The organism is Amycolatopsis sp. NBC_01307, assembly GCF_035975215.1.
GTDB lineage: Bacteria > Actinomycetota > Actinomycetes > Mycobacteriales > Pseudonocardiaceae > Amycolatopsis.
Window position 1 is genome coordinate 8,543,183 of the sequence record NZ_CP108403.1, and the last position, 24,030, is coordinate 8,567,212.

The window sequence follows — 24,030 nt, forward strand, 5'->3', positions numbered from 1 at the left end:
CGGCCCCCAGCCCTCCCGTCGTACGGACAACCCCGGGAATCGTCCCACGAGCCTCATCCCTGGGTCGCACCGAAGGTGGTACCGGCGACCGACGCGGGATCCGCGGGCCGGGACCTAGTGTTGCCTGGTGCGACGGCTGAGTCTCTGGATGCGTGCCCACCCCATGGCGGGCGACTCGGTGCTGGCCGTCCTGCTCGGGCTATTCGACCTGATGCTCTTCGCCGCCGATGGCTTCGCCGAGGTGCCCGAACTGCCGCCCTGGTACGTCGGGATCCCGGTGATCATCGCGATGGTGACGCCGCTGGTGTTCCGGCGGAAGTCGCCGCTGTGGTCGGCGTACGTCGTGCTCGTGATCAGCATCGTGCACGCGGCGCTGATGCTCGGCATCGGCAGCGCGGCCGGGCTGGCGATGAGCATCTACTCCGTCGTCGTCTACGCCGGGCGGCGCCAGGGCGTGGTGTTCGTCGGCGCGGTCGTGGTCGCGTCGGCCGTCCAGCTGCTGATCGAGCAGTCCGGGGACATCCTCATCGCGGTGCTGTTCCTGGCGTTCGGCATCGCGCTGTGCTGGACGCTCGGCGAGTTCGTCGGGGCGCGCCGCGCCTACGACGTGGAAGTGGAGGCGAGGTTGCACCTGCTCGAAACCGAACGCGACCAGGCCACCCGGATCGCGGTGGCCGAGGAACGCGGCCGCATCGCGCGCGAGCTGCACGACGTCGTCGCGCACGCGGTCAGCGTGATGGTGGTGCAGGCCGACGGCGCCTCGTACGCGATCCGCAGCAACCCCGAGCTCGCCCAGCGAGCCCTCCAGACGATTTCCGAGACCGGCCGCGGCGCGCTCGGCGAGCTGCGCGCGCTGCTCGACGTCCTGCGCAACGACCGTGCCGAAGGCGAGCCGCGGGTCCCGCAGCCGGACGCGCACGCCATCGCCGACCTGGCCGAGCGGATGCGCGCGGCGGGTGTGCCGGTGACGCTGGAGACCGACGAGCTCGGCGACCTGCCCGCCGGGGTGTCGCTCGCGGCGTACCGGATCGTGCAGGAGTCGCTGACCAACACGCTCAAGCACGCCGGACGCGGCGCGACCGCGTCCGTGCGGCTGCACCGGACCGGCGACCTGGTCGAGGTCCTGGTGTCGGACGACGGCGCCGGCCGCCTCCCGCAGCTGATCCCCGCGGGCCGCGCCACGCCCCGGCTGGCCGTGCCGGGCGGCAACGGGCTGATCGGCATGCGCGAACGCGCCCACGTCTACGGCGGGACGCTCGAAGTCGGCCCGGCACCGGGTGGTGGGTGGCAGGTCCGCGCGGCGCTGCCGGTTAGGTTGGCGCAGTGATCCGTGTGGTGGTCGTCGACGACCAGGAACTGATGCGTGTCGGGTTCCGGATGGTGCTGGGCGCGCAGGAGGACATCGACGTCGTCGGCGAGGCCGGCGACGGCGCCCAGGCCATCCGGCTGGCCGAACAGCTGCGCCCCGACGTCGTCCTGATGGACGTCCGGATGCCGGTGCTCGACGGCGTCGAGGCGACGAAGAAGATCGTCGCCGACGGCACCGCGCGGGTGCTCGTGATGACGACGTTCGACCTCGACGAGTACGTCTACGCGGCGCTGCAGGGCGGGGCGAGCGGGTTCCTGCTGAAGGACACCCAGCCCGACCACCTGGTCTCGGCGTTGCGGGCGGTGGCTTCGGGCGACGCCGTCGTCTCACCGTCGGTGACGCGCCGGCTGCTGGACCGCTTCGTCGGCGCCGGCGGCACGCCGATGCGCGACACGGCCGAGCTGGACGTGCTCACTGACCGCGAGCGTGAGGTGCTCGTGCTGATCGCCAAGGGCATGTCGAACCTGGAGATCGCCGAGGCGCTGTTCCTCTCGGAGGCGACGGTGAAGACGCACGTCGGCCGGATCCTGGCGAAGCTGGACCTGCGCGACCGGGTGCAGGCGGTGGTGCTGGCCTACGAAACCGGCCTCGCCCGCCCCGGCCTCGCCTAGCGGTAGTCGTCCGGGGGTGTGGTTGCCGGGTCTTTGCCGGTGTTGCGGACTTCGGTGAGCCAGCGGCCGAAGTCCGGGCGGTCGCCGTCGATGTCCGTGTGGCCGTATTCGTGCATCAGGGTCCAGGACGCCAGCGTTTGCCCTGCGAAACGGGCGACGTCGGTGTCTTGGGCCAGGGCCGCGACGCCGCGGGCCAGCAGGTAGGGGGTCTCGGAGATCTTGAAGTCGACCGGGGCGAGCTTGCCCACCGCGTCGCGCCAAGTGGCCTCGGTGACCTCGAAGATGTCCAGCATCGACTCCGAGCGCAGGAAGCCCGGGGTGACGGCGAGGCCGACGCAGTCGTTCTTCTTCAGCTCGACGCCCAGTGCGCGGCCGAGCGCGCGGATGCCGCACTTGGCCAGGTAGTACGGCAGGCCCGCGCCGACGTAGTCGTCGTTGTCGCCGTCGGTCACCTCCAGCACGAGCCCGCGGCGGGCGACCACCAGTGGCAGCAGCTTGTGCAGCGCGATGAGGTGCGTGTCGAGCGCGTTGTGCGTCAGGCTCAGCGCGTCTTCCAGCGGCGTTTCCCAGAAGGGCGCGTCGAAGTGGAAGTACATGTCGCCGCCCCAGACGTCGTCGACCAGGATGTCGACTCCGTCCACTTCGGACTCGATGCGCGCCTTCAGAGCGTCCACATCGGACACCGACGTGAAGTCACAGCGCACCGCGACAGCCTTGCCGCCCGCCGCTTCGACGAGTTCCGCCGTCTCCTCGATCGTCTCCGGACGCTTCATCGGTGACGTCGTTTCGCGCGTCGACCGGCCGGTGACGTACACCATCGCCCCCGCACGGCCGAGTTCCACCGCGATCGCGCGGCCGCAGCCCCGGGTCGCCCCCGTGACCACCGCGACCTTGCCCAGCAAACTCATGTCTTCTCCCGTCCCCGCCACGCGGTCAACACCGCGTCGACGTCCTCGGCCAGCCGGTCGGCCAGCCGCCCCTGCGGCCGGATCGACCAGTCCAGCGACACCCCGTTGATCACCGCCAGCAACGCCCGCGCGGCGCGGGGCACGCTCGGCGCGTGCGGCAGCTCTCCCGCCGCCGCGCGGACGAGGCGGCCCAGCTCCGCCTCCACCGCCGCGTAGTGCTCGCCCAGCAGCGCCCGCAGCACCGGGTCGCCGATGTCCACGCCGAGCTGGCCCAGGTGGTTGGCCGCCTCTTCGGCGTCGCCGAGCACCGCGTAGACCGTCACGGCCGCCTCGCGCAGTCCCACGATCGGGTCATCCCAGGAATCCGCGCACGCCCGCATCTGCTCGACCGCGCGGGTCGTCGCGCGCCGGCTCAGCGCCTGCAGCAGACCGGCCTTCGACCCGAAGCGCTGCCCGGCCGTGCCGACCGCGACCCCGGCCTCGGCGGCCACCTGGGCCAGGGTGAAGCCGGGTCCGCACCGGCCGATCACGGTCTCCGCCGCGGCCAGCAGCCGCTCGTCGGTGATGCTCCTCGGCCGGGCCACGGCGTTATTGAACCACAGTTCATTAATGGTGTCACCCGGGTCGGCATCAGGGTCGGGTCAGGGTCATCACCGATCGCGCATCGGCCGAAAAGCCAGGAAGGTACTACTCAGGTAGGGGGCCCGGTTCGGTCTACAGGGTGACGCGCGAACAGGTCCTCACCCGCGACGATAGGTACGTCGTAAGCGAGGGGCGAAGAGGAGCAAGCCATGATCGAGGCAACGGGCCTCACCAAACGGTACGGAAAGACGCTGGCGGTGAACAACCTGTCGTTCTCCGTGGCCGCGGGGCAGGTCACCGGCTTCCTCGGTCCCAACGGGGCGGGCAAGTCGACCACCATGCGCATGATCCTCGGCCTGGACAACCCCACCGGGGGCCAGGTCACCATCGGGGGCAAGAAGTACCACGACCTCAAGCAGCCGCTGCGGACCGTCGGAGCGCTGCTCGACGCGAAGTGGGTGCACCCCAACCGCTCGGCGCGCGCCCACCTGCAGTGGATGGCGAAGTCCAACAAGATCCCGGCCGCCCGCGTCGACGAGGTGCTCGACACCGTCGGCCTGAGCAACGTCGCGAGCAAGCGCGCCGGCGGGTTCTCCCTCGGCATGTCGCAGCGGCTCGGCATCGCGGCCGCCCTGCTGGGCGACCCCGAGGTGCTGCTGTTCGACGAGCCGGTGAACGGCCTCGACCCCGAGGGCATCCTCTGGATCCGGAAGTTCATGCACCGGCTGGCCGAGGAAGGCCGCACGGTCTTCGTGTCGAGCCACCTGCTCTCGGAGATGGCGCTGACCGCCAGCAACCTCGTGGTGATCGGCCGCGGGCAGCTGATCTCGCAGTCGTCGACCGAAGACTTCGTCTCCCGCGCCGCGGAGAACACGGTCAAGGTTCGCTCGCCGCAGCTGACCGAGCTGCGTGACGTCCTGCAGCGCGCGAGCGCCGGCGTCACCGGCGACGAGAAGGCGCTCGTCGTGTCCGGGATGGACAGCGACAAGATCGGCGAGATCGCCGCCGAGCACCGGATCGTGCTGCATGAGCTGAGCCCGCAGACCGGCTCGCTCGAGCAGGCCTTCATGCAGATCACCGGCGACTCCGTCGAGTACCACACCGGTCTCGAAGCCGAGGCGCACCAAGTGCTCGAGTCCGCCAAGTAACCGAAACCTCCACGGGGAAACCAAAGATCATGAACCTGCTCGCGGTCGAACGCATCAAGCTGTTCACCACCCGCTCGCCGTGGTGGTGCGCGCTCATCACCCTCGTCCTGTCCGTCGGTTTCGCCGCCATCCTGGCCGGCGCCACCGAAGCCGGCGACTCGCTGACCGTCTCGGCCACCCAGTTCGGTGGCTCGCAGTTCGGCATCGCCGTCGTCATGGTGCTCGCCGCCCTCGCGGTGACCACCGAATACCGCTTCAACACCATCCGCACCACGTTCCAGGCGGTGCCGCACCGCTCGCCGGCGCTGGTCGCCAAGGCCGTCGTCGTCGGCCTGATGGCGCTGATCCTCGGCGAGATCGCCGGGTTCGGCGCGTGGGGCCTCGCCAAGCTGATGCGCCCGAACGACAACCTCGCGCTGACCACCGGCCAGGACTGGGCGAACGTCGCCGGGCTCGGCCTGATCTTCGCCTTCAGCGCGGTGCTCGCCGTCGCCATCGGCATCATGATCCGGCACAGCGCCGGGGCGATAGCGCTGCTGCTCATCTACGCACTGGCCGTCGAGAGCCTGGTGCAGCTGATCCCGAAGATCGGCAACCACATCCACGAGTGGATGCCGTTCAACGTGGCCAACAAGTTCCTCGTCGGCTCGACGCCGGCCGGGAACGGCCCGGCACCGTCGGATTCGCCGCTGAGCCCGGGCTGGGCGCTGGCCTACTTCGCCGGGGTTTCGATCGTGTTCCTGCTCATCGCCCTCGGGGTGGCGAAGAAGCGGGACGCCTGAGGGGAAACAGGGGAAAACGGGAAATCCGGGTCGCGCTGTCGGGGGGCGACCCGGATTTTTCGTTTCTCGCTAGGCTCACCGCGACGGGACGGGTGGGCGGATGATCGAAGCGACGGCACTGACCAAGGCGTACGGCGACACGACCGCCGTCGACCAGCTGACCTTCACCGCGCGCTCCGGCCGCGTCACCGGGTTCCTGGGCCCGAACGGCGCCGGCAAGTCCACGACGATGCGGCTCATCGTCGGCCTCGACACGCCGGACGCCGGGACCGTGCTCATCGACGGCGTCCCGTACCCCGAGCTGAAGGACCCGCTGACGACGGTCGGCGCGATGCTGGACGCCGGCTGGCGCCACCCCGGCCGCGGCGGGCGTGATCACCTGCGCTGGCTGGCCGCGACCAACGGCATCCCCGACAAGCGCGTCGACCAGGTGCTGGCGCTGGTCGGGCTGACGAGCGTCGGGAAGACGCGGGCCGGGCGGTACTCGCTCGGCATGCTGCAGCGGCTGGGGATCGCCGCCGCGCTGCTCGGCGACCCGCGTGTGCTGCTGTTCGACGAGCCGGTCAACGGCCTCGACCCCGAGGGCATGGCCTGGATCCGGCAGCTGCTGCACTCGCTCGCCGCCGAGGGCCGGACCGTGTTCGTGTCGAGCCACCTGCTGCCGGAGATGGCGCAGACCGCCCAGGACCTGGTCGTCATCGGCCGGGGCCGGCTGATCTACCAGGGCACGATGGACGAGTTCGTCGCCCGCACGAGCCACCACGGCGTGCGCGTGCGCACCCCGCACGCCGACGAGCTGCGGGCCGCGCTCACCGGGCAGGTGGAGTTCACCGAGGCCGACGGCACCTTCGTGGTGTCCGGAGTGGACAGTGACCGGATCGGGCAGCTCGCCTTCGACGCCGGTGCGACGCTGCACGAGCTGAGCCCGATCACCGGCTCGCTCGAGCAGGCCTACCTCGACCTCACCCGCGAGGCCGTCGAATTCTCCGCCGCTCCGGAGGTCGCGAAGTGACGACGACGTCGAACCTGCTCCGCGCCGAGCGCATCAAGCTCTTCAGCACCCGGGCGCCGTGGTGGTGCCTGACCCTCGCGTTCGTCGCGCCGCTCGGCTTCACGGCGCTGTTCTTCGCGCTGGCCGGGCCGGAGATCCCGGCGACCGTCGGCAACACGCAGCTCGCGAGTGGCAACGGCCGGACCGTGCTGCTCGTGCTCGCCGTGCTCGCGACGGCGTCGGAGTTCGGCTGGGGCACGATGCGGCTGACCTTCCAGGCCGTCCCGCGCCGGGTGCCCGCGCTGCTGGCGAAGGTGACGATCATCGGCGCGGTGGGTGCCGTGCTCGGGCTGGTCGTCGGCTTCGGCGCCTGGGGCGTCGGGACGCTGGTGCAGCCGGACGCCGATCTCGCGCTGCACTCGGGTGCGGAGTGGCGCTCGGTGCTCGGCCAGAGCCTCGTCTTCCTGTTCACCGCGGTGGCCGGCGTCGGCGTCGCGCTGCTGCTGCGCAACGTCGCCTTCGCGCTGGCCGCGGTGCTCGTGTGGACGCAGCTGCTGGAGGGCCTGGTCGTCTTCATCCCGGGCGCGGGCAGGCACATCTACCAGTGGATGCCGTTCCACGCCGCGGACGAGTTCGTCGGCGCGGGTGGCTTCGCCGCCGGGCCGCTGCAGCTGTCGGCCGCGCCGCTGAGCCCGTGGGGCTACCTCGGTTACTTCGCGGCCATCAGCGTTGCCCTGTTCGTGGCCGGCGTGGTCGTCACGGCGAAGCGTGACGCCTGAGCGTGATCGCCGTCTCACTACTCCACAAAACTGTGTTAAGAGAAGATGAAAACGTTGTGGCTTCTCTCACAGGCGCCGGACATAATGCTATGACCAGGCAATATTCGTAAGTGAGTGAACCGGACCCGTCTGAGCTCCCCTGGAGGTGATCCTTGGCGGTGGACACCGGTCAAGAATTGGGCAGCACGATTCCCCGGGCCCGCGTCGAAGACGACGCACCGCGGCTCGAACCCATGTTGGATCTTGAATGGTCGCGGGCCATCGAACTCCCGCAGAACGCCATGGCGGCGGGCACGCCCGCGGAACTTCGCCGTGCTTGGGTGCATCGCGCGCCCGAGGACAGCGTGCTGGCGCTGTTCCGCGCGTCGGCCGGGATGGCCGGGCCGATCCCCGCGCCGTGGTGGCTGCGCGCGGTCGCGGACGGCAAGCTCGATTCCCGGGAACAGGGTTTCCGCGTCGAGGACCGCATCGCGCAACTGCTCGGCAGGCGGCCGGGCTGGGAATTCGTCCCCTGGGCCGCGGACGGCGAATCGGGCTACTGGGAGTTCATGCCGTCCGAACGCGGGAAATCGGGACACGCGATTCCCACGACGGTGATGAACACGGATCGGCACGGCGGCTGGATCGACGTCCTCCCGGCGCACACCGGGCCGACGCCGGACCCGATCCCGGTCGCCGGACTGGCCGGCCTGCGGTCCCGGCTCGGGGAGTTCGAAGCCGCTCGGTGACCACCGGTTAGCCTCGCTTGGTGGAAAACGAGGACAGTCGACGGCTGCGCAGCGTCGTCAGCTACGTCAAGCGCGGTGGCCGGATGACCGTCGGGCAGCAACGCGCGTGGGACGAGCTGTGGCCGGAAGTCGGCCGCACGGTGGGCGAGCTGCCCGCCGGGACGCTGGACTTCGGCGCGTGGTTCGGCCGTGAGGCGCCGGTGCTGGTCGAGATCGGCTCCGGCATGGGCGAGACGACGTCGCAGCTGGCCGCCGCGGCGCCGGAGCTGAACTACGTCGCCGTCGAGGTCTACGACCCGGGCCTCGGCCAGCTGATGCTGCGCGCCGAAAAGCTGGGCGTCGAGAACCTCCGGCTGCTGCACGGTGACGCCGTCGTGCTGCTCACCGAGCACGTCGAGCCCGGGACGCTGCACGGCGTCCGGCTGTTCTTCCCGGACCCGTGGCCGAAGAAGAAGCACCACAAGCGGCGGATCGTGTCGCCGTCGTTCGCCGCGCTCGTGGCGTCGCGGCTGGCGCCCGGCGGGACGTTCCACATGGCGACCGACTGGGAGAACTACGCCGAGCAGATGCTCGAGGTCTGCTCCGCCGAGCCGGCGTTGAAGAACCGGTACGACGGCTGGGCGCCGCGCCCGGAGTGGCGGCCGGTGACCAAGTTCGAGCAGCGCGCCGACGTCGACGGCCGCGTCTCGCACGACCTCATCTTCGAGAAGCGCTAGAAACGCTGAAGGGGACCTCTCCCCGGATCCCCGCGGAGAAAGGTCCCCTTCAGCTCACTACCCCCGGTGCTCGCCCCTCCCCCGACAGAAGGGCGAACGTCCTATTCCTCGGCCAGCGGCTCAGCCTGGACCCGCTTGAGGGCGGGCGTGCAGACCGACGCGCCGAGCAGGGCCACACCGACCCCCAGCACCACCGGCGCCAGGAGCCACGGACTCAGCACGATCCCGCGTGGATCGACCATGCTGTAGAGCCCAACACCGACGAGTACCCCGACGATTCCCGCGCCGATGGTGGCGACCAGCGCGGGCAGCGCGGCCTCCATCCGCAACGCCCTCGACAGCACCCGCACCGGCGTGCCGGCGGCCATCAGCGCGCCGAAGGTGCGGCGGCGGTCCATCACCGAGCCGGCGGTCGCGACCGCGGCACTGCACCCGGCCAGGACACCGGCCGCGAGCAGCCCGATCACCGTCACCCGGCGCAGGTCACCGAGCTCGGTCTGCTGGTTGAACAGGTACTGGTCGCGGCTGCCGATCTCCTCGCCGGCGGCCGGCGCGGCCAGCGCCGTGCGGACGATCTCGCGGTTGGCGTCGGTGGTCGGCGCGACCACGGTGACGTACTTCCGCGCCAGGCCGTCCGGCAGCGCGGCCGGGTCGATGATCGACGTGCCGGCCAGGTCGGAGTCCGGCAGGTGGACGGCTTCCGTCCGCGTGCCCGACTTGACGGCCACGGCCGTCCCGTCCCAGTCGTCGGCGATCTTGTACTGCGCCAGGTCGAGCGCCGAGTCGCCGAAGACGGCCGGACCGCCCGTGCAGTTCTCCGCGGTGAGCCCGAAGCGGGTCAGCTTGACCGCGTCCGCGCAGCTCATCACCAGCGCCCGGTTGCCGGTGCGGTGCGAGCCCTCGCCCTGGACCAGGTAGACCTGCCCGACCGCGACGGCCTTCTCGGACTGGCCGTACTTCTGCAGCGAGCCGTTGGCCTGCTCGACGATCTTGCTCGCGTGCTGACCGTCGGTGTCGACGTAGAGCACGGAGTCTTGGAAGGACCGGCCGCCGCCCGCCATCGACTCGAACGTCGGCAGCAGCGTCAGCGCCATCGACCCGGCGAACACCGCGAGCACGATCCCGGCGGACGCGCGGTAGGCGCTCTTCGGGTCGTCACGCAGGCGCCGGCCGGCGAGCAGCGACGACGGCCGCCGCCAGATCCGGACGAACGTGCCGCCCACCGCCGACGTCACCCACGGCCCGACGATCGCGGCCGAGCCGACCAGCAGGAACAGCCCCACCATGACCATCCCGATGCCGCCGGAGTCACCCGAGGTCGACACCGCGTAGAGGAAGAACAGCCCGGCCGCGGGCAGGGCCAGCAGCCGCCACCAGCGCAACGGCTTCTTCGTGTGGCCGCCGGTGGCGAACAGCGGGTTCTTCAGCACCCGCCGCAGGCCCAGGACGCCGGCCAGCACCACGAGCACCGGGATCGCCATGACGATGAACACCGTCAGGCCGACCGGCAGCGCGAAGTCGGCCGCCTGCCAGGTGCCGCCCGCCCAGGGCACGAACGACGCGAGGCCGCGCAACGCCGGGCTGAGCAGCAGGCCGAGCAGGGCACCGATGCCCGCGGACAACGTCGTCTCGGCGGCCACCATGTTCGTGACCTGCCCCGGCGTCGCGCCGGCCAGCCGGAGCGCGGCCAGCCGCCGCTCGCGCCGGGCCGCGGTCAGCCGCGCCGACGACGCGACCAGCACCAGGCTCGGCACCAGCAGCACGATGATGCCGACCCAGGACAGCAGCATCAGCAGGCCGTCCGGACGCGCTTCGCCCTTCGGGAACCCGGCGACATGCGAAGAGGCCTCCGGCATCTGGTCCGCCGTGTGCCCGGTGAGCGCGACGAGCTGTTCGGGGAACCGCAAGGCGTCGTCACTCAACGCCCCGACGGGCTTGCCGAACCGGTCGCCGAGCTGCGCGGCGGAGTTGCCCTGCAGCAACCGGCCGAGCGCGGGCGACACGACGGTCTCGCCCGGTCCGGGCAGCTGCGGCACCCCCGGCGGCAGCTCGAGCCCGGCCGCGGTGGCGCCGGGCGCCAGTGCGACGTCGACGCGGATGATCTGCTTGCCGTCGAAGTAGTCCTTCGAGGCGGAGTACACCAGCTTCGCCGGGCCGTCGGAACCGCGGCTGTAGAAGTGGTCGCCTTGCCAGAGGGCGCGTTCCTCGCGCTGCACCGTGGCGAACGGCAGCGTCGCCAGCAGCAGCACCAGCCCGGTCGCGACGGCCACCCCGACCGCGGTGAGGATCGCCGACGTCCGGGTCCGCCGGTCGACCTTCAGCACCCGCAGGGCGATCTGCAGCGAGTTCATGCCGCGAGCCTCGTGGCGATCAGGCCGTCCCGGATGGCGACGGTCTTCGGCATCGACTCGGCCAGCTCGCGGTCGTGCGTCACGACGATCACCGCGGCGCCCGTCTCGTGGGCGGCGCCGAGCAGGGCGTCCATCGTGTCCCGGCCGGTGCGCGTGTCGAGGGCACCGGTCGGCTCGTCGGCGAAGATCACCTTCGGCCGGTGGGTGAGCGCGCGGGCGATGGCGACGCGCTGGGCCTCGCCGCCGGACAGCTCACCGGGACGGCGGCGTTCCTTGCCGGCCAGGCCGAGCCGCGAGAGCCACTGGCGCCCGGCCTCGATGGCCTCCTTGCGGCCGAGCCCGGCCAGCAGCGACGGCAGCGCGACGTTCTCCTCGGCCGACAGCTCGGCGACGAGCATCCCGGACTGGAAGACGAAACCGAACTCGGTGCGGCGCAGCTCGCTGCGCTTCTTCTCGCCGAGGTGGTCGATCCGCTGCCCCGCCAGGAAGATCTGCCCGTCGTCGGCCCGGAGGATGCCGGCCAGCACGTGCAGCAGCGACGTCTTGCCCGAGCCCGACGGCCCGACGATGGCGACGGCGTCCCGCGGCTGGATGTCGATGTCGATGCCGGCCAGGGCGTACTGCGCGCCGTAGCGCTTGACGAGCCCACGGCCGGACAACACCGGGCCATCGGTCCACTGTGGAGTGTTCGGGTCCACGAGGTTCTCCCTGTCGGTCGGATCTTGATGCCGCTGAGCTTCGCCGAGAGCAAGGGATGTCCACTTCGGGCAGACGGCCAGTCACGGGCCCGCCCGCATCGGCCGATCGGCCGAGGGAGCGCGAGCCACTCGGCCAAGGTGCGGACGCCCGCGGATCCTCTAACGTCACGTTGTGACCGCCGCGCCTCCGCCGAACACCCTCTACACCCGCACCGCCGCCCTGGTGCGGCGCATCGGTGTGCCCGCGGCCGTGCTGTTCGCCGCGCTGCTCTTCGACCTCGTCTACACAACACAGGCCGCACTCGACGAACACGGCTCGCGCTTCGTCGACTTCGGGCTGCTGCCCGGCATGTTCGCGATGGTGGCCTGTGCCCTCTGGGCCCAGAAGCGGGCCGCCGTCGCCGGTGCGGCGGGTGCCGCCGTGCTGGTGTTCTCCACCCTCTTCATCCACGCGTTCCACATCCCGCCGTACTCGAGCGTGCTGCCGAAGGTGACGATCACCGAGATCGTGGCGGGGGAGCTGATGCTCTACTACGTGACTCGCCGGGCGCGGGCGGGCGTGGCGTTCTGCGTGGTCAGCGCCCTGGTCGTCGGGTGCCTGGTCGCGGTCTTCGGCCGCTACCGGGGCGTCGGCGACCTGGACGGCGGATCGCTCTACCAGGCCCTGCTGTTCGGCGTGCTGCTGCTCGCCGGCGCGGTGGTGCCCGCCATCGCGATCCGCGACCGCGGCCCGAAGGCCGATCCGCGCACGCGCAAGCTGCGCCGGGTCAACGAGCTGGCGATGGGGCAGTGGCCGCTGATCGGGCTGCTCGGGTTCGCGCTCATCTTCGAGTTCGGTTACACGTACTCCAGCACCGCCCGCGGCTTCCCGATCCTGTTCTGCTCGCTCGTCGCGGCCGTCATCGCGGTGCTGTCGCCGCGGCGGCCCGCGGACGCGGTCCTCGCCATCGCCGGGGTTCTGCTGCTCTCCGCGGTCATCACGCCGTTGCTGCAGCTGCGCAGTTCCTACCCGATGCCCGGCGGAGTGCCGTTCGTGCAGGTCATCGCCGGGATGGGCGTGGTGGTCACCCTGACCCGCGCCCGGGGGCTGAGCGCCTCGTGGGCCCGGGTGGCCGTGCTGTCGGCCGTCGTCGCGCTCGCGGCGATCGTCAACTCGAACCAGCCCGCCGGCAACCTGCAGACCGACCCGCAAACGCTGTCGATCCTGGCCTTCGCCGCGGCGCTGATGCTGGGCATCTCGATCGCCGTCGGCCTGATGCTGCGGTCGCGGGACTCCGAGCGCACCACGGTCGTCCAGTCCGCGGTGTCCGAGGCGCAGACCGCCGAGCGGATGGCGCTGGCCCGCGAGCTGCACGACGTCGTCGCCCACCACGTCACCGGGATCGTGGTGCAGGCGCAGGCCGCGCGGATGATGGCCGAGAAGAACCCGCAGATCGCCGTCGAGGCGATGGGCCGGATCGAGAACGCCGGCGTCGAGGCGCTGGCGGCGATGCGGCGGCTGGTCCGCTCGATGCGCGGTGACGCGCCCGCCGGGTCGAGCGAGTTCAGCGAGCAGGCCACCACCGATCTCGGCGCCGACCTGCGGAAGCTGGTCGAAGGCGCCAACCACGGCGTGCCGACGTCGATGCACCTCGACCTGCCGCCGGACCTGCCGCACGAGGTCGGCCGCTCGGCGCTGCGGCTGGTGCAGGAGTCCCTGACGAACGTCGGCAAGCACGCCGCGGACGCGACCGACGCGTTCGTGCTCGCCGAGGCGAACGGCACGGAACTGCACCTGCGGGTGACGGACAACGGGCGCGAGCGCACGCACCGGCCCGCCGGCGGCTCGGGCGGCTACGGTCTGGTCGGCATGCGCGAACGCGTCGCGCTGCTGAAGGGCCGGCTCTCGGCCGGGCGCGGCCCGGACGGCGGCTGGCGCGTCGAAGCTTGGCTGCCACTGGCCGCCACGGAAGAAGCGGAAGGGGACGAGTGATCCGGGTACTGATCGCCGACGACCAGGAGATGGTGCGGATGGGGTTCCGCATGATCCTGGACTCCCACGACGACATCGAGGTCGTCGCCGACGTCGCGGACGGCGTCTCGGCGGTCTCGAAGGCCCGCGAACTGCGCCCGGACGTCTGCCTGCTCGACATCCGCATGCCCGGCCTCGACGGCCTCGAAGTCACCCGGCAGCTGGCCGGCCCGGACGTCACCGACCCGCTGAAGGTAGTGGTGGTCACCACCTTCGACCTCGACGAGTATGTGCACACGGCGTTGCGCAACGGCGCGTCCGGGTTTCTGCTGAAGGACGCCGGCCCGGCGCTGCTGATCGAGGCGGTCCGCGCGGCCGACCGCGGCGACGCGCTGGTGTCGCCGCAGATCACCGTCCGGCTGCTCAAGCACTTCGACGGCAGCGGCCCGGCGAAACCGCAGGTCAAGCCGCCTTCCGAGCCGCTGACCGCGCGCGAGATGGACGTCGTGAAGGCGGCCGCGCGCGGGCTGACGAACACCGAGATCGGGTCGGAGCTCTACCTGTCGCTCTCGACGGTGAAGACGCACCTCGCGTCGGTGCAGGGGAAGATCGGCGCGCGGAACCGGGTGGAGATCGCGGCCTGGGCGTGGCGGAGCGGAGTCGTCTCGTAATTGCGGGTGCGTAGTATCCCGACATGCAACGCCGTTTCCACGCTCCTGTCGTTCTCCCCGCCGACCCGTCCTGTTCACTCCTGCGCGACGCGGTCGTCGATGTCGACACCGATGGGCGAATTTCGTACTGCGGACCGGTGGCCACCGCCCCCGGGTCCGCCGCACCGGTCACCACCCTGACCGGCATCCTGCTGCCCGGCCTGATCAACACGCACGCGCACAGCCCGATGACGCTGCTGCGCGGCATGGGCGGCGACCTGCCGCTGCTGCCGTGGCTCAACGAGATCATCTGGCCCGCCGAGGCGAAGCTGCGGCCCGAAGACGTCCGCACCGGCATGCTGCTGGGCTCGGTCGAGATGCTGCGCCACGGCGTCACGACCAGCGCCGAGATGTACTTCGAAGGCGAGCAGCTGGTCGACGCCGTCCTCACGACGGGCGGGCGCGTGCTGGTCGCGCCGCCGGTGATGGAGCTGCCGGGCCTCGACTGGCGCGCCCAGCTGGCCGCGATCGAGCGCTGGATCGACGCGGACGGCCTGCGCTTCGGCCCGGGCGACCGCATCGAGCTCGGCTACGGCCCGCACTCCGCGTACATGCTGTCGGAGGACGGCCTGCGCGCGACGGCGGAGTCGGCGTCCGCTCGCGGCGCGCTGATCCAGATCCACATCGCCGAGGCGGCGGCGGAGGACCTCGCGGTTCGCGAAGTGCACGGCTCGGTGCCCGCGTTCCTGGCCAAGCTCGGCATGCTGGACGGCCGGGTGCTGGCCGCGCACGCGATCCACCTGTCGGACGCGGACATCGCGCTGTTCGCCGCTTCTGGGGTGGGCATGGCGCATTGCCCGGGCTCCAACGCGAAGCTGGCATCAGGCATCGCGCGGATCGCCGAGCTGCGCGCGGCGGGCGTCGCGGTCGGCCTCGGCACCGACGGCCCGGCGTCCAACGACGACATCGACCTGTGGGAAGAACTGCAGCTCTCGGCGATGTTCGCCCGCCTCGCGACGGGCGACTCGACGGTACTGACGGCGGCGGACGCGTTCCTGCTCGCGACTCGCGGCGGCGCCGCGGCCCTGGGCCGTGACGACATCGGCGCACTGGAACCGGGCCGCTGGGCCGACTTGGTCCACATCGACCTGGACGACCCGGCGTTCGCGTGCGGCTTGGACGTCCCGGACGTCCAGCTGCTGTCGAACCTCGTCTGGGCGGCGGGCTCCCGCCGGGTCCGGGACGTGTGGGTAGCGGGCGAGCAGGTGGTGGCCGACGGCGAGTCGCTGCGGGTGGACCGCTCGAAGGTGCAGGCCGGCGTAGCCGAAACCGCGGCCCGGCTGCGGGCCTGACGCACGTCGCGAGGCTGACCCGACGCACGCGCGTTGCGGGCTTGGCGCGCGTCGCAGGCCCGACGCGCGCGCGTCGCGGGCTTGGCGCGGGGTTGTCCACAGCCCCCGCTGGATGTGGACAACCCGGGCCGTGAGGCCACGAAACGCCTGGTCTGTCGGCCGCCACCGATAGACTGGACACGGGGCAGCCCCCCTGGGGAGGGTGGGGGGCCGCCTGGTCAGCGGGAGCGGAGGATGACCTCGGTCACCTGGGCGTCCGGGGTTGCTGACACCGCCGTCACCACTGCCGTGGCCACCGAGTCCGCCTTCAGCAGGTGCGACCTGTCGTACTCGCGGCCTTCGCCCTTGAAGATCTTCTGCTGCATCTCCGTGTCCGTGCGGCCCGGGTAGACCGACGTCACGCGCAGGTCCGGCTCCTCCTCGCGCAGGGCGTCGGCGAAGGCGCGGACTGCGAACTTGCTCGCCGCGTACGGGGACCAGCCCGGGCGGGCGTTCAGGCCCGCTCCCGAGTTGATCACCACGACGTGGCCGTGGGCCGCTCGCAGGGCCGGGAGCAGGAGGCGGGTCAGCTCGACCACCGCCACGGTGTTGACCTCGAAGTTCTCCCGCCACGCGTCGGCGGGTGTGGCCTCGACCCGGCCCAGGCGAGCCACTCCGGCCGAGTGGATCAGGACGTCCAGGGACGCGATGTCCGCGGCCGCCCGTTCGAGGGAGGCCTGGTCGGTCAGGTCCACCGGCCACGGGGTCGCGCCCGGCAGTTCCTTCGCCAGTGCGTCCAGCGCGTCCTCGTCGCGGCCGCCGAGGAGGAGGCGGTGCGTCGGGGCGAGCTGGTGGGCGACCGCCGCGCCGATTCCGCGCGAGGCTCCGGTCACGAGGGCCAAGGGAAGATCCGTCATGCCCCCACCGTAACGACGAACCCGGCGTCCACCGTGCGGTCGTCGCGGTTGCCCGGGCCGAGTGTCCGGGAGGCGCAGCCCGAGGGGTCCACGTCCGAGTCGCGAGTGTCGTCACCGGCGTCCTTCTTCGTCGGCGTGTGCCCGTCGGCCGTGAAGCACACCTCGTAGGTGCCGTCTTCGAGGCCGGTGAAGGCGTAGGCGCCGTCCGGGCCGGTGACGACGCTCGTGCCGTTCTTCAGCACCGCCTTCACCCCGGCCAGCCCCGGCTCGCCCGCGTCCTGGAGGCCGTTGCCGTCGGTGTCGGTCCAGGCGAAGTCGCCGATCCGGTTCGTCGGCGGGGCCAGGCCGAGGTCCACCGAGAAGTCCTCGCGCTCCGGGCCGCCCAGGGTGCGTGGCGCGGTGCAGCCGTCCGGGTCCGCGTCGGAGTCCTGGTCGTCGTTGCCGGCGTCCTCGCGCGTCACCGTGAAGTCCGCCGGGACGGCGAAGCAGACCTGGTAGGTGCCGTCCTTCAGCTTCTCGAAGCCGTACTTGCCGTTCGCATCCGTCGTCGCGGTGCCGACCGTGCCGCCCGCTCCGTCCTTCAACGTCACCTTCACGCCCGCGACGCCGGGCTCGCCCGGGTCCTGCAGCCCGTCGCGGTTGCGGTCGTTCCAGGCGAAGTCGCCGATCTTGGCGATCGCCGGCGGCGGGACCACGGTGATCGTCGCGGACGACGTCTTGTCGCCCAGCGTGCCGCCGGGGTAGTGCACGCCGGTGACCTTCGCCGTGTTGACGTGCCCGGTGTCGGCCACCGTCAGGTTCGGGTGGTCGCAGGTCAGCTGCTTGTTCGCGGCCGCGGCGAGCGTGAACGGCGCGAACGGCGTGGCGCACCACGGGTCCTGGACGGTGATCCCGGTCAGGTCCTGCGTGCCGTCGTTCGTCACGGTGACGCGGTAGTGCGCGGTCTCGCCCGCCGTGACCGTCGCGAACGGGCCCCACGCGCCGGTCGCCGGGTTCTGCACCTCCTTCTTCACCGAGTACGCCGCGAGCTGCACGACGACGCAGTCCCAGCGGAGCCGTTCCGCGCTGGTCGTGGCGAAGAACTTCACCGCCGACGCCTTGGCCGGCGCGGTCGACGCCGGGAAGTCCTGCTTGGCGAGGTGCCCGTCGCTCGCGTTGTGGTCGGCGACGAGCTTGTTCTCCAGCACCTGGGCACCGGTCGCGTCGTAGAACCGCAGGCCGGTGGCCGGGTTCGCGCTCGGCAGCGCGGCGCCGGTCGACACGCTGAGCGTGTAAACGCCGCCCGGCACGAACTTCTCGGTCTGGTAGGCGGTGCTCGCCTTGCCGTCCGGCGTCTGGATCACCGCGGACCGCCGGCCGTCGACGGCGTACGCCTGGTCGGTCAGCAGTTTCGGCTGCTTCGCGGCCGGTGTCCCGGGTGGCACCGGCGCGGCCGGGGTGAAGACGTAGCCGTCCGGCGCGCCGTTCGCCGCCGTCGTTTCGACGCTCGGGTTCGCCGCGACGCCGCCGCAGGCCGGGGGCGGGTCCGCGGGGGAAGCCGCGGCCACGGGCACCGCCGCGCCCGCGACCGCCATCGCCACTGCCATCGCGCGCGCCGAGAAGATCACCCCCCGACTATGGCGCGGGGCCCGGGCCCGCACCGGCCGAGAGCGGTCCCCTTCAGGGTGAACCTCGGCCGGCGCGAACCCGCCGCGTCAGCGCTCGCCGATGCGGCCGGGCCGCCCGAAGCGGCCCTTCTTCCACACCGAGACGAGTGACGGCCGCGGCTGCGCGGTGCCGCCGTCGGGCCAGTGCGACGTCGGGGTGGCCGAGCTGGGCGCGTTCTCGCCCGGGTGCTGCACCGCGACGAGGACGACGTGGTCGGTGACGTTCGGGCCGCACGTCTCGGCGCCGGGCGGCACCGACAGGAACTGCTTGACGTGGCCGCGTTCCGGACCGGTCACCGGCACCGAGAACAGGCCGTCGTTCGCGCCGAGCGCGTTGCCGTCGGTCGAGACCCAGAGGTTGCCGTGGCGGTCGAAGGCCACGTTGTCCGGGCAGGAGATCGGGCTGACCTGGCTCTTGTCGAAGCCGCCGTAGTACGTGTCGGCGGCGACCGGGTCGCCGCAGACGAGCAGCAGCCGCCACGAGAACGTCGTCGACGCCGCGTCGCCGCGGGCCTCCGCCCACTCCAGCACCTGCCCGTTCCGGTTGGCCACGCGCGGGTTCACCTCGTCGACACCCGCCTTGCCCGCCGCGCCGCGGTCGCTGTTGTTGGTCAGCGCCGCGTAGATCCGGCCGGTGACCGGGTTCGGCTCGATGTCCTCGGGCCGGTCCATCTTCGTGGCGGCCACCTTGTCGGCGGCCTGCCGGGTGAAGACGTAGACCTCCTCGGCGGTGAATCCGTCCACAAAGGACTTGTCGCCGCTCACCAGCGGCAGCCACTCGCCGGTGCCGTCGAATTCGTCGTCGGCCGGGAGCTTGCCGGTGCCGTCGATCTCGGACGCCGGGCTGTCGCCGGTGAAGCGCGCGACGTACAGGGTGCCGTCGTCGAGCAGCGCCGAGTTGTGCCGCCGCGCGTGCGCGCTCTTGCCCGGCTTGTACTTCCCCTTGGAGACGAACTTGTAAATGTACTCGAAACGTTCGTCGTCCCCGGAGTACGCGGCGACGCGGCCGTCGGCGGTGATCTTGATGTTCGAGCCCTCGTGCTTGAAGCGGCCCAGTGCGGTGTGCTTGACCGGCGTCGAGTGCGGGTCGTTCGGGTCGATCTCGACGACCCAGCCGAACCGGTTCGGCTCGTTCGGCTCCTGCGAGACGTCCCAGCGCTTGTCGAAACGCTCCCACTTGCGGGTGCTGGCGCCGGTGCCGATGGCGTACCGCTTCAGCCTCGCGGCCGCCACCGGGTCGGTGACCGTCTCGGAGTTCGCGAAGTACTGGTGGATGTTCTCCTCGCCGGAAAGCACGGTGCCCCACGGCGTCACGCCGCCGGAGCAGTTGTTCTGCGTGCCGCGGACCTTGCGCCCGCTCGGATCGGCCGACGTCTTCAGGTACTGCGAGCCGGCGGCCGGCCCGCGGACCTCGAAGACGGTGTCGAGCGTGATCCGGCGGGCGAACCGGCTCGGCACGACCTCGAGGCCGCCGCGGACCGGGTCGCGCCGGGCCTGCAGCACCGAAAGACCGTGTGCCGCCCAGGCGATCTTCACCTGCTCCTCGGTCGGGTTCGCCGGGTCGTACTGGTCAGCCGGGAACAGGTGCACCTCGGCGGTGTACTCGTGGTTCACGACGAGCAAGTTGTTCAGGCCCAGCGCGTCCTGCGGGATGAGGCCGACGAAGTCGTTGTTGTAGCCGAACTGCTTCGCCTGCGCGGCCGCCGTCTGCTTGGTGAAGTCGAACTTCGGCGCGCCCGGCACCACCGGGTCGCCCCAGCGGATGACGACGCGCTGCGCGTAACCGTCCGGGACGACGACCGCGTCGAGCTTGTTCGGCGGGACGGGGTCGAAGTCGGTTCCGGGCGCCGGACGCGGCTTCGAAGCTGACGCCGTCCCCGAGAGCGCGGCGAACCCGCCCGCCGCGGCGGCCATCACGGCGCCCGCCTTGAAGACCCGGCGGCGGGAGATGTCCTTGACGACGTCACCGAAGTACGCGTTGCCGGACTCGTTCGGCTCGGGGTGCGCGCAAGCGTTGCCGCAGCGGTATTCGCAGGTGACCGGGGAGCGGCCGCCGGGGTGGGCGGGGAAGAGCGGGAGCAGACGGTCGGGCACGAGGCCTCCATGGTGGGAGTTCGGGAACGAACCGACCGTAAGTCTCCCAAACCAGTCAATACAGACATTCGAGTGAACGCCGGACTGGCCTTCGTCAGAACTCTTCGCCGACGAGCGCGGCTTCCTGCGGCACGGCGTGCGCGTCCGCCTTCTTCTCCCGCAGCGAGAGCAGGCCACCGGCGACGACGCACAGCACCGCGGCGGCGACGAACGGCGCCTGCGGCGAACCGAACCACTCGGCCACGTGCCCGACCAGCGTCGCCGCGACGGCACCGCCGAGCCAGCGGCAGAAGTTGTACCCCGCGCTGGCGACCGGGCGCGGCGCGTCGCTGATGGACATCGCGGTGCCGGTGAACAGCGTGTTCAGCAGCCCGGACACGAGCCCCGAGACGATGATCCCGACGACCAGCACCGGCTTGCTCGGCACGGCCAGCACGAGCATCAGCACGGCGTACCCGAACACGGCGGCCGCCGCGGCGTGACGCTCACCGAGCTTGGCGGCCAGCCGCGGCGCGAGCGCGACACCCGCGACGGCGACGCACAGGCCCCAGCCGCAGAAGATCAGGCCGACGGCGATGGCGCTCCAGCCGAGGACGAACGGCGACCAGGCCAGCACCGTGAAGAACGCGGCGGTGTAAAGCGCCGAAGCGACCGAAGTGCGCAGCAGGCCGGTGTGCTTCAACGCGCGAAGCGGGTCGAGCAGCTTGATCGGATCACGCTTCTCGTGCTTGTCGCCCTTCAGGAACATCGCGCACAGCACGAGCGCGCCGGCCATCAGGATCGACGTGCCGACGAACGGGCCGCGCCAGGAGATGCTGCCGAGCAGGGCGCCCAGCAGCGGGCCGACCGACAGGCCGACACCGAGCGCGGCTTCGTAGAGCAGGATCGCGCCGGACTGGCCGCCGGTCGCAGCGCCGACGATCACCGACAACGCCGTCGCGATGAAGAACGCGTTGCCGAGACCCCAGACCGCGCGCAGCCCGACGAGCTGCTCGATCGAGCCGGCGGCCGCGCACAGCGCGGTGGCCGCGACGATCAGCGTCAGCCCGACGAGCACCGTGCGCTTCGGCCCGAACTTCGCGCTCGCCGCGCCGGTGACCAGCATCGCGATGACCTGGACGCCGAGGTAGGACGAGAAGAGCAGGGTGACCTGCGACGGCGTCGCGTCCAGGCCCTTGGCGATGGACAGCAGGATCGGGTCGACGAGACCGATTCCCATGAAGGCGATGACCGCGGCGAACGCGGTGATCCACACCTGCTTGGGCTGGCCCTTGACCGCGTCCAGCAGGTTCGAGTGGTGTTCAGCGCTCATCACTGATCAGTGCTTCTTTCTTCGTGTCGATGAGTAGCTTGGCGAGAGCCGGCAGGGCGGCTTCGATCGCGGCGCGGTCGGCGTCGTCCATCGCGATCAGGCGTTCGCGAAGGAACTCTTCGCGGGCGGTGACCATCTCGGCGTAGAAGCGACGACCCTCGTCGGTGACGTCCACGAGCACCGCCCGCCGGTCGGCGGGGTCCGGCGCGCGGGTGGCGAGCCCGAGCCGTTCGAGGCGGCTGACGACGTCGGTCATCGACGGCAGCTTCACCTTCTCGAACTCGGCCAGCGCGCTCATCCGCCGCGGCCCGCCGTTGACCAGCTCGCTCAGCACCGACCCCTGGGTGAGGGTCAGCGTCAGCTGCGGGGTCTGGCGGCGCACCTGGTGGTACAGCCGGAAGACCAGCGGCCGCAGCCGGTGGGCGAGATCGGCGATCGGGGAAGTCACTTAGCCATGCTAACAAATATTACTAAGGGTGGCTAAGTAAGTCGGCTCACAAGCTACGCTCGGGGCATGGACGCGGTGATCTTCGACCTCGACGGCGTACTCGTGGACTCCGAGCGGATCTGGGACGAGGTCCGCCGCGCGGTCGTCGCGGAGAACGGCGGGACCTGGCGCGAGGAGGCGACGCGCGCACAGCAGGGGATGAGCACCCCGGAATGGGCGCGCTACCTGGTCGAAGAGCTGGGCGCGCGGCTCACGCCACCCGAGATCGCGACGATCGTCGTCAAGCGCATGGCCGCGCGGTACGCCGAGCGGCCGCCGCTGATCGACGGCGCGGTCGACGTCGTGCGGGCGGTGGCGAAGAAGTGGCCGGTGGCGATCGCCAGCTCGTCGCCGGTGATCCTGATCAAGGGTTTCCTGGACGTCACGGGCCTGCCGGTGGGCGCGGCGGTGTCGTCCGAGCAGGTCGGCGCGGGCAAGCCGGCGCCGGACGTGTACCTGCGGGCGGCGGAGCTGCTGGGCGTGGCGCCGGCGGAATGCGCGGCTGTCGAGGACACGACGAACGGGTTGCGGTCGGCGCTGGCGGCCGGGATGGCGGTTTATGCGGTGCCGAACCCGCACTTCCCGCCGGACCCCGAGGTGCTGAAGCAGGCCACGGCGGTGGTGGAGAAGATCACCGACTTGCCGGACGCGCTTCCTTTGAGCTGACCTCGAAGCGGACCGGCGGCGAACCCGGCTTCACGTCGGCGACGAATACGCGGCCTGGCCCCGCATCACCGACAGCTCGCCCAATGCTCAGATCACCCTCCGCGTCGTAAAGCCTCACCTCTTGAACCGTGGTTTTGATCAGGTAGACCGCCTTGCCTACCGGTAATGGGCCACCGAACTCGCCGACATAACCCGCGCACACCGTCGAGATTGCCGCAAGAGGCATACAAGCAGAGCCTTTCGTCCCGTACTGCGGTGTGCTTCTTTCTACCGGGCTCCCTTGGGGCACAGCGGCAACGCAGAACTCGAACTTGTCCTTGAGCCCGTCCGGGGTGGACGAGAAAGCATAGGCCGTCCACCTGTCGGTCTGGCCAGCGAAGTTAGTGAGGGCGACCGGAGTGCCCGTCACCAGCAAGCCGATCAAGTCTCGATATTCGGGCGGCGCCAGACTGAACGACTCACCGGGGAGCGCCGGCTGGATTGGGTCTGAAGGCGTGTTCAGCTGGGTGGCCAGCAGCACGCTCGTCAGCACCACCAGCACCGCGGCCAGCGGGGCGACCAGCACCGTCAGCCGGCGGCGGGCCGCTCGCGGCCTTCGCTGGCGGCGCAGCTGCTCCGCCCACGCGCCGGCGAGGTCGGGCGTGACCTCCCCGCCCTGCTCCCGCAGTGTCTCGGCCAGTTTGCGTTCGAGGTCGGTCATCGCTCACCTCCCAGGTCGTCCCCCAGGTGCTTGCGCAGATTCTCCATCGCGTGGTGCGTGGTCGCCTTGACCGTGCCCGGGGAGATCCCCAGCGTCTCCGCGATGCCCGCCGTGCTCAGGTCCAGCCAGTAGCGCAGCACCAGCACCTCGCGCTGCCTCCTGGACAGTTTGCCCAGAACCGCGCGGATCCGCTGGTGTTCCCAGTTGGCCACCGCCCGGACCTCCGCCGACAGCTCGTCCGGCGGCAGCTCCTGCGGCGTCCGCCGGACCACCCGCAGGTGCCGGGTGCGCGACCGCGACATGTTCACCACGGTCGCGCGGAGGTAACCCGCCACGCGGGTGTGGTCGGTCAGGGTGTCCCAGCGCTGGTGGAGCTTGACAAAAGCCTCCTGGGCGACGTTTTCCGCGTCGTCCGCGCCGAGCAGGTGCGCGAGCCGGGTCATCTGGGCGAAGTACTCCTGGAACAGGGCGTGGAAGGTCGGCGCGCCCAGGTCCCCCGGCACGCTCTCCCCAACGCTCGCACTCACACCACGCTCACGCGCGCCCCACCCCACCGGTTTAGTGCACCACGCGAAGAAGGCCGCCACCAGCGGTGACGGCCTCCTTCGGGGGG

At 71.3% G+C, this 24,030-nt stretch carries 23 protein-coding genes; 12 read left to right on the forward strand and 11 right to left on the reverse strand.

The genetic code is table 11. From position 1 onward, the window contains the following. Nucleotides 1-148 precede the first annotated feature (148 nt). A complete protein-coding gene (locus OG439_RS37835; protein WP_442788313.1) occupies nt 149-1,327 on the forward strand; it encodes a sensor histidine kinase in 1,179 nt (392 codons plus the stop codon). Then, the gene (locus tag OG439_RS37840; protein ID WP_247059510.1) at nt 1,324-1,980 is read left to right on the forward strand and encodes a response regulator; all 657 of its coding nucleotides are present in this window, start codon (nt 1,324-1,326) and stop codon (nt 1,978-1,980) included. The genes OG439_RS37835 and OG439_RS37840 overlap by 4 nt, the downstream gene beginning before the upstream one ends. Here the strand turns inward: OG439_RS37840 and OG439_RS37845 are convergent. After that, a complete protein-coding gene (locus tag OG439_RS37845; protein ID WP_326945348.1) occupies nt 1,977-2,888 on the reverse strand; it encodes an SDR family NAD(P)-dependent oxidoreductase in 912 nt (303 codons plus the stop codon). The genes OG439_RS37840 and OG439_RS37845 overlap by 4 nt on opposite strands. After that, on the reverse strand, nt 2,885-3,472 hold the full coding sequence (locus OG439_RS37850; RefSeq protein WP_326945349.1) for a TetR/AcrR family transcriptional regulator: 588 nt from the start codon (nt 3,470-3,472) through the stop codon (nt 2,885-2,887). The genes OG439_RS37845 and OG439_RS37850 overlap by 4 nt, the downstream gene beginning before the upstream one ends. Before the next feature lie 207 nt (nt 3,473-3,679). Between OG439_RS37850 and OG439_RS37855 the strand changes: the two genes are divergently transcribed. From OG439_RS37855 to trmB, 6 genes are all read left to right on the forward strand, one after another. Then, a complete protein-coding gene (locus OG439_RS37855) occupies nt 3,680-4,618 on the forward strand; it encodes an ABC transporter ATP-binding protein (protein ID WP_326945350.1) in 939 nt (312 codons plus the stop codon). 29 nt (nt 4,619-4,647) lie between these two features. Then, the gene (locus OG439_RS37860) at nt 4,648-5,400 is read left to right on the forward strand and encodes a hypothetical protein (protein WP_326945351.1); all 753 of its coding nucleotides are present in this window, start codon (nt 4,648-4,650) and stop codon (nt 5,398-5,400) included. Between the two features lie 100 nt (nt 5,401-5,500). Beyond that, nucleotides 5,501-6,412 (forward strand): ATP-binding cassette domain-containing protein, encoded by a 912-nt coding sequence (locus OG439_RS37865; RefSeq protein WP_326945352.1) that lies wholly within the window; start codon nt 5,501-5,503, stop codon nt 6,410-6,412. After that, the gene (locus OG439_RS37870) at nt 6,409-7,170 is read left to right on the forward strand and encodes a hypothetical protein (protein ID WP_326945353.1); all 762 of its coding nucleotides are present in this window, start codon (nt 6,409-6,411) and stop codon (nt 7,168-7,170) included. The genes OG439_RS37865 and OG439_RS37870 overlap by 4 nt, the downstream gene beginning before the upstream one ends. Nucleotides 7,171-7,346: 176 nt before the next feature. Continuing rightward, entirely contained in the window at nt 7,347-7,898 is a 552-nt protein-coding gene (locus OG439_RS37875) for a hypothetical protein (RefSeq protein WP_247063827.1), read from the forward strand. Between the two features lie 44 nt (nt 7,899-7,942). Continuing rightward, entirely contained in the window at nt 7,943-8,614 is a 672-nt protein-coding gene (trmB, locus tag OG439_RS37880; protein ID WP_442788312.1) for a tRNA (guanosine(46)-N7)-methyltransferase TrmB, read from the forward strand. Between the two features lie 101 nt (nt 8,615-8,715). Here the strand turns inward: trmB and OG439_RS37885 are convergent, their stop codons facing one another. Beyond that, complete coding sequence (locus OG439_RS37885; protein WP_326945355.1) at nt 8,716-10,965, reverse strand: FtsX-like permease family protein; 2,250 nt, start codon at nt 10,963-10,965, stop codon at nt 8,716-8,718. Continuing rightward, entirely contained in the window at nt 10,962-11,663 is a 702-nt protein-coding gene (locus OG439_RS37890) for an ABC transporter ATP-binding protein (protein WP_326945356.1), read from the reverse strand. Before OG439_RS37890 ends, OG439_RS37885 begins: the two co-directional genes overlap by 4 nt. 172 nt (nt 11,664-11,835) lie before the next feature. Between OG439_RS37890 and OG439_RS37895 the strand changes: the two genes are divergently transcribed. From OG439_RS37895 to OG439_RS37905, 3 genes are read left to right on the forward strand one after another with little or no spacing between them, the layout of a single operon-like run. Continuing rightward, on the forward strand, nt 11,836-13,635 hold the full coding sequence (locus OG439_RS37895) for a sensor histidine kinase (RefSeq protein WP_326945357.1): 1,800 nt from the start codon (nt 11,836-11,838) through the stop codon (nt 13,633-13,635). After that, on the forward strand, nt 13,632-14,285 hold the full coding sequence (locus OG439_RS37900; protein WP_326945358.1) for a response regulator transcription factor: 654 nt from the start codon (nt 13,632-13,634) through the stop codon (nt 14,283-14,285). Before OG439_RS37895 ends, OG439_RS37900 begins: the two co-directional genes overlap by 4 nt. Before the next feature lie 23 nt (nt 14,286-14,308). After that, nucleotides 14,309-15,616 carry an amidohydrolase family protein gene (locus OG439_RS37905; RefSeq protein WP_326945359.1) on the forward strand — a complete coding sequence of 436 codons (1,308 nt, stop codon included), beginning with the start codon at nt 14,309-14,311 and terminating at the stop codon, nt 15,614-15,616. Between the two features lie 218 nt (nt 15,617-15,834). Here OG439_RS37905 and OG439_RS37910 read toward each other — a convergent pair whose 3' ends face one another. The 5 genes from OG439_RS37910 to OG439_RS37930 all read right to left on the reverse strand — a co-directional run bounded on the left by OG439_RS37910 (nt 15,835) and on the right by OG439_RS37930 (nt 22,012). After that, nucleotides 15,835-16,512 carry an SDR family oxidoreductase gene (locus tag OG439_RS37910; protein WP_326945360.1) on the reverse strand — a complete coding sequence of 226 codons (678 nt, stop codon included), beginning with the start codon at nt 16,510-16,512 and terminating at the stop codon, nt 15,835-15,837. After that, nucleotides 16,509-18,119, reverse strand: coding sequence for a DUF7850 domain-containing protein (locus tag OG439_RS37915; RefSeq protein WP_326945361.1), 1,611 nt, complete (start codon nt 18,117-18,119; stop codon nt 16,509-16,511). Before OG439_RS37915 ends, OG439_RS37910 begins: the two co-directional genes overlap by 4 nt. 87 nt (nt 18,120-18,206) lie before the next feature. Further along, nucleotides 18,207-20,252: a PhoX family protein gene (locus tag OG439_RS37920; RefSeq protein ID WP_326945362.1), complete on the reverse strand. Its 2,046-nt coding sequence runs from the start codon at nt 20,250-20,252 to the stop codon at nt 18,207-18,209. 94 nt (nt 20,253-20,346) lie between these two features. Beyond that, a complete protein-coding gene (locus OG439_RS37925; RefSeq protein WP_326945363.1) occupies nt 20,347-21,564 on the reverse strand; it encodes an MFS transporter in 1,218 nt (405 codons plus the stop codon). After that, nucleotides 21,554-22,012, reverse strand: coding sequence for a MarR family winged helix-turn-helix transcriptional regulator (locus OG439_RS37930; protein WP_326945364.1), 459 nt, complete (start codon nt 22,010-22,012; stop codon nt 21,554-21,556). The genes OG439_RS37925 and OG439_RS37930 overlap by 11 nt, the downstream gene beginning before the upstream one ends. Nucleotides 22,013-22,078: 66 nt before the next feature. Between OG439_RS37930 and OG439_RS37935 the strand changes: the two genes are divergently transcribed. Next, nucleotides 22,079-22,717 carry an HAD family hydrolase gene (locus tag OG439_RS37935; RefSeq protein ID WP_326945365.1) on the forward strand — a complete coding sequence of 213 codons (639 nt, stop codon included), beginning with the start codon at nt 22,079-22,081 and terminating at the stop codon, nt 22,715-22,717. Here OG439_RS37935 and OG439_RS37940 read toward each other — a convergent pair. Both OG439_RS37940 and OG439_RS37945 read right to left on the reverse strand, forming a co-directional pair. Next, complete coding sequence (locus tag OG439_RS37940; RefSeq protein ID WP_326945366.1) at nt 22,683-23,417, reverse strand: hypothetical protein; 735 nt, start codon at nt 23,415-23,417, stop codon at nt 22,683-22,685. The two genes, OG439_RS37935 and OG439_RS37940, sit on opposite strands and share 35 nt — an antisense overlap. After that, nucleotides 23,414-23,944 (reverse strand): RNA polymerase sigma factor, encoded by a 531-nt coding sequence (locus OG439_RS37945; protein WP_247059537.1) that lies wholly within the window; start codon nt 23,942-23,944, stop codon nt 23,414-23,416. The genes OG439_RS37940 and OG439_RS37945 overlap by 4 nt, the downstream gene beginning before the upstream one ends. Between the last annotated feature and the right edge of the window lie 86 nt (nt 23,945-24,030).

Coding starts and splice junctions, on each gene's coding strand:
- OG439_RS37845 (WP_326945348.1), bottom strand. CDS start 2,888: ATGAGTTTGCTGGGCAAGGTCGCGGTGGTCACGGGGGCGACCCGGGGC.
- OG439_RS37910 (WP_326945360.1), bottom strand. CDS start 16,512: ATGACGGATCTTCCCTTGGCCCTCGTGACCGGAGCCTCGCGCGGAATC.
- OG439_RS37885 (WP_326945355.1), bottom strand. CDS start 10,965: ATGAACTCGCTGCAGATCGCCCTGCGGGTGCTGAAGGTCGACCGGCGG.
- OG439_RS37935 (WP_326945365.1), top strand. CDS start 22,079: ATGGACGCGGTGATCTTCGACCTCGACGGCGTACTCGTGGACTCCGAG.
- OG439_RS37855 (WP_326945350.1), top strand. CDS start 3,680: ATGATCGAGGCAACGGGCCTCACCAAACGGTACGGAAAGACGCTGGCG.
- OG439_RS37940 (WP_326945366.1), bottom strand. CDS start 23,417: ATGACCGACCTCGAACGCAAACTGGCCGAGACACTGCGGGAGCAGGGC.
- OG439_RS37905 (WP_326945359.1), top strand. CDS start 14,309: ATGCAACGCCGTTTCCACGCTCCTGTCGTTCTCCCCGCCGACCCGTCC.
- OG439_RS37835 (WP_442788313.1), top strand. CDS start 149: ATGCGTGCCCACCCCATGGCGGGCGACTCGGTGCTGGCCGTCCTGCTC.
- OG439_RS37860 (WP_326945351.1), top strand. CDS start 4,648: ATGAACCTGCTCGCGGTCGAACGCATCAAGCTGTTCACCACCCGCTCG.
- OG439_RS37865 (WP_326945352.1), top strand. CDS start 5,501: ATGATCGAAGCGACGGCACTGACCAAGGCGTACGGCGACACGACCGCC.
- OG439_RS37925 (WP_326945363.1), bottom strand. CDS start 21,564: ATGAGCGCTGAACACCACTCGAACCTGCTGGACGCGGTCAAGGGCCAG.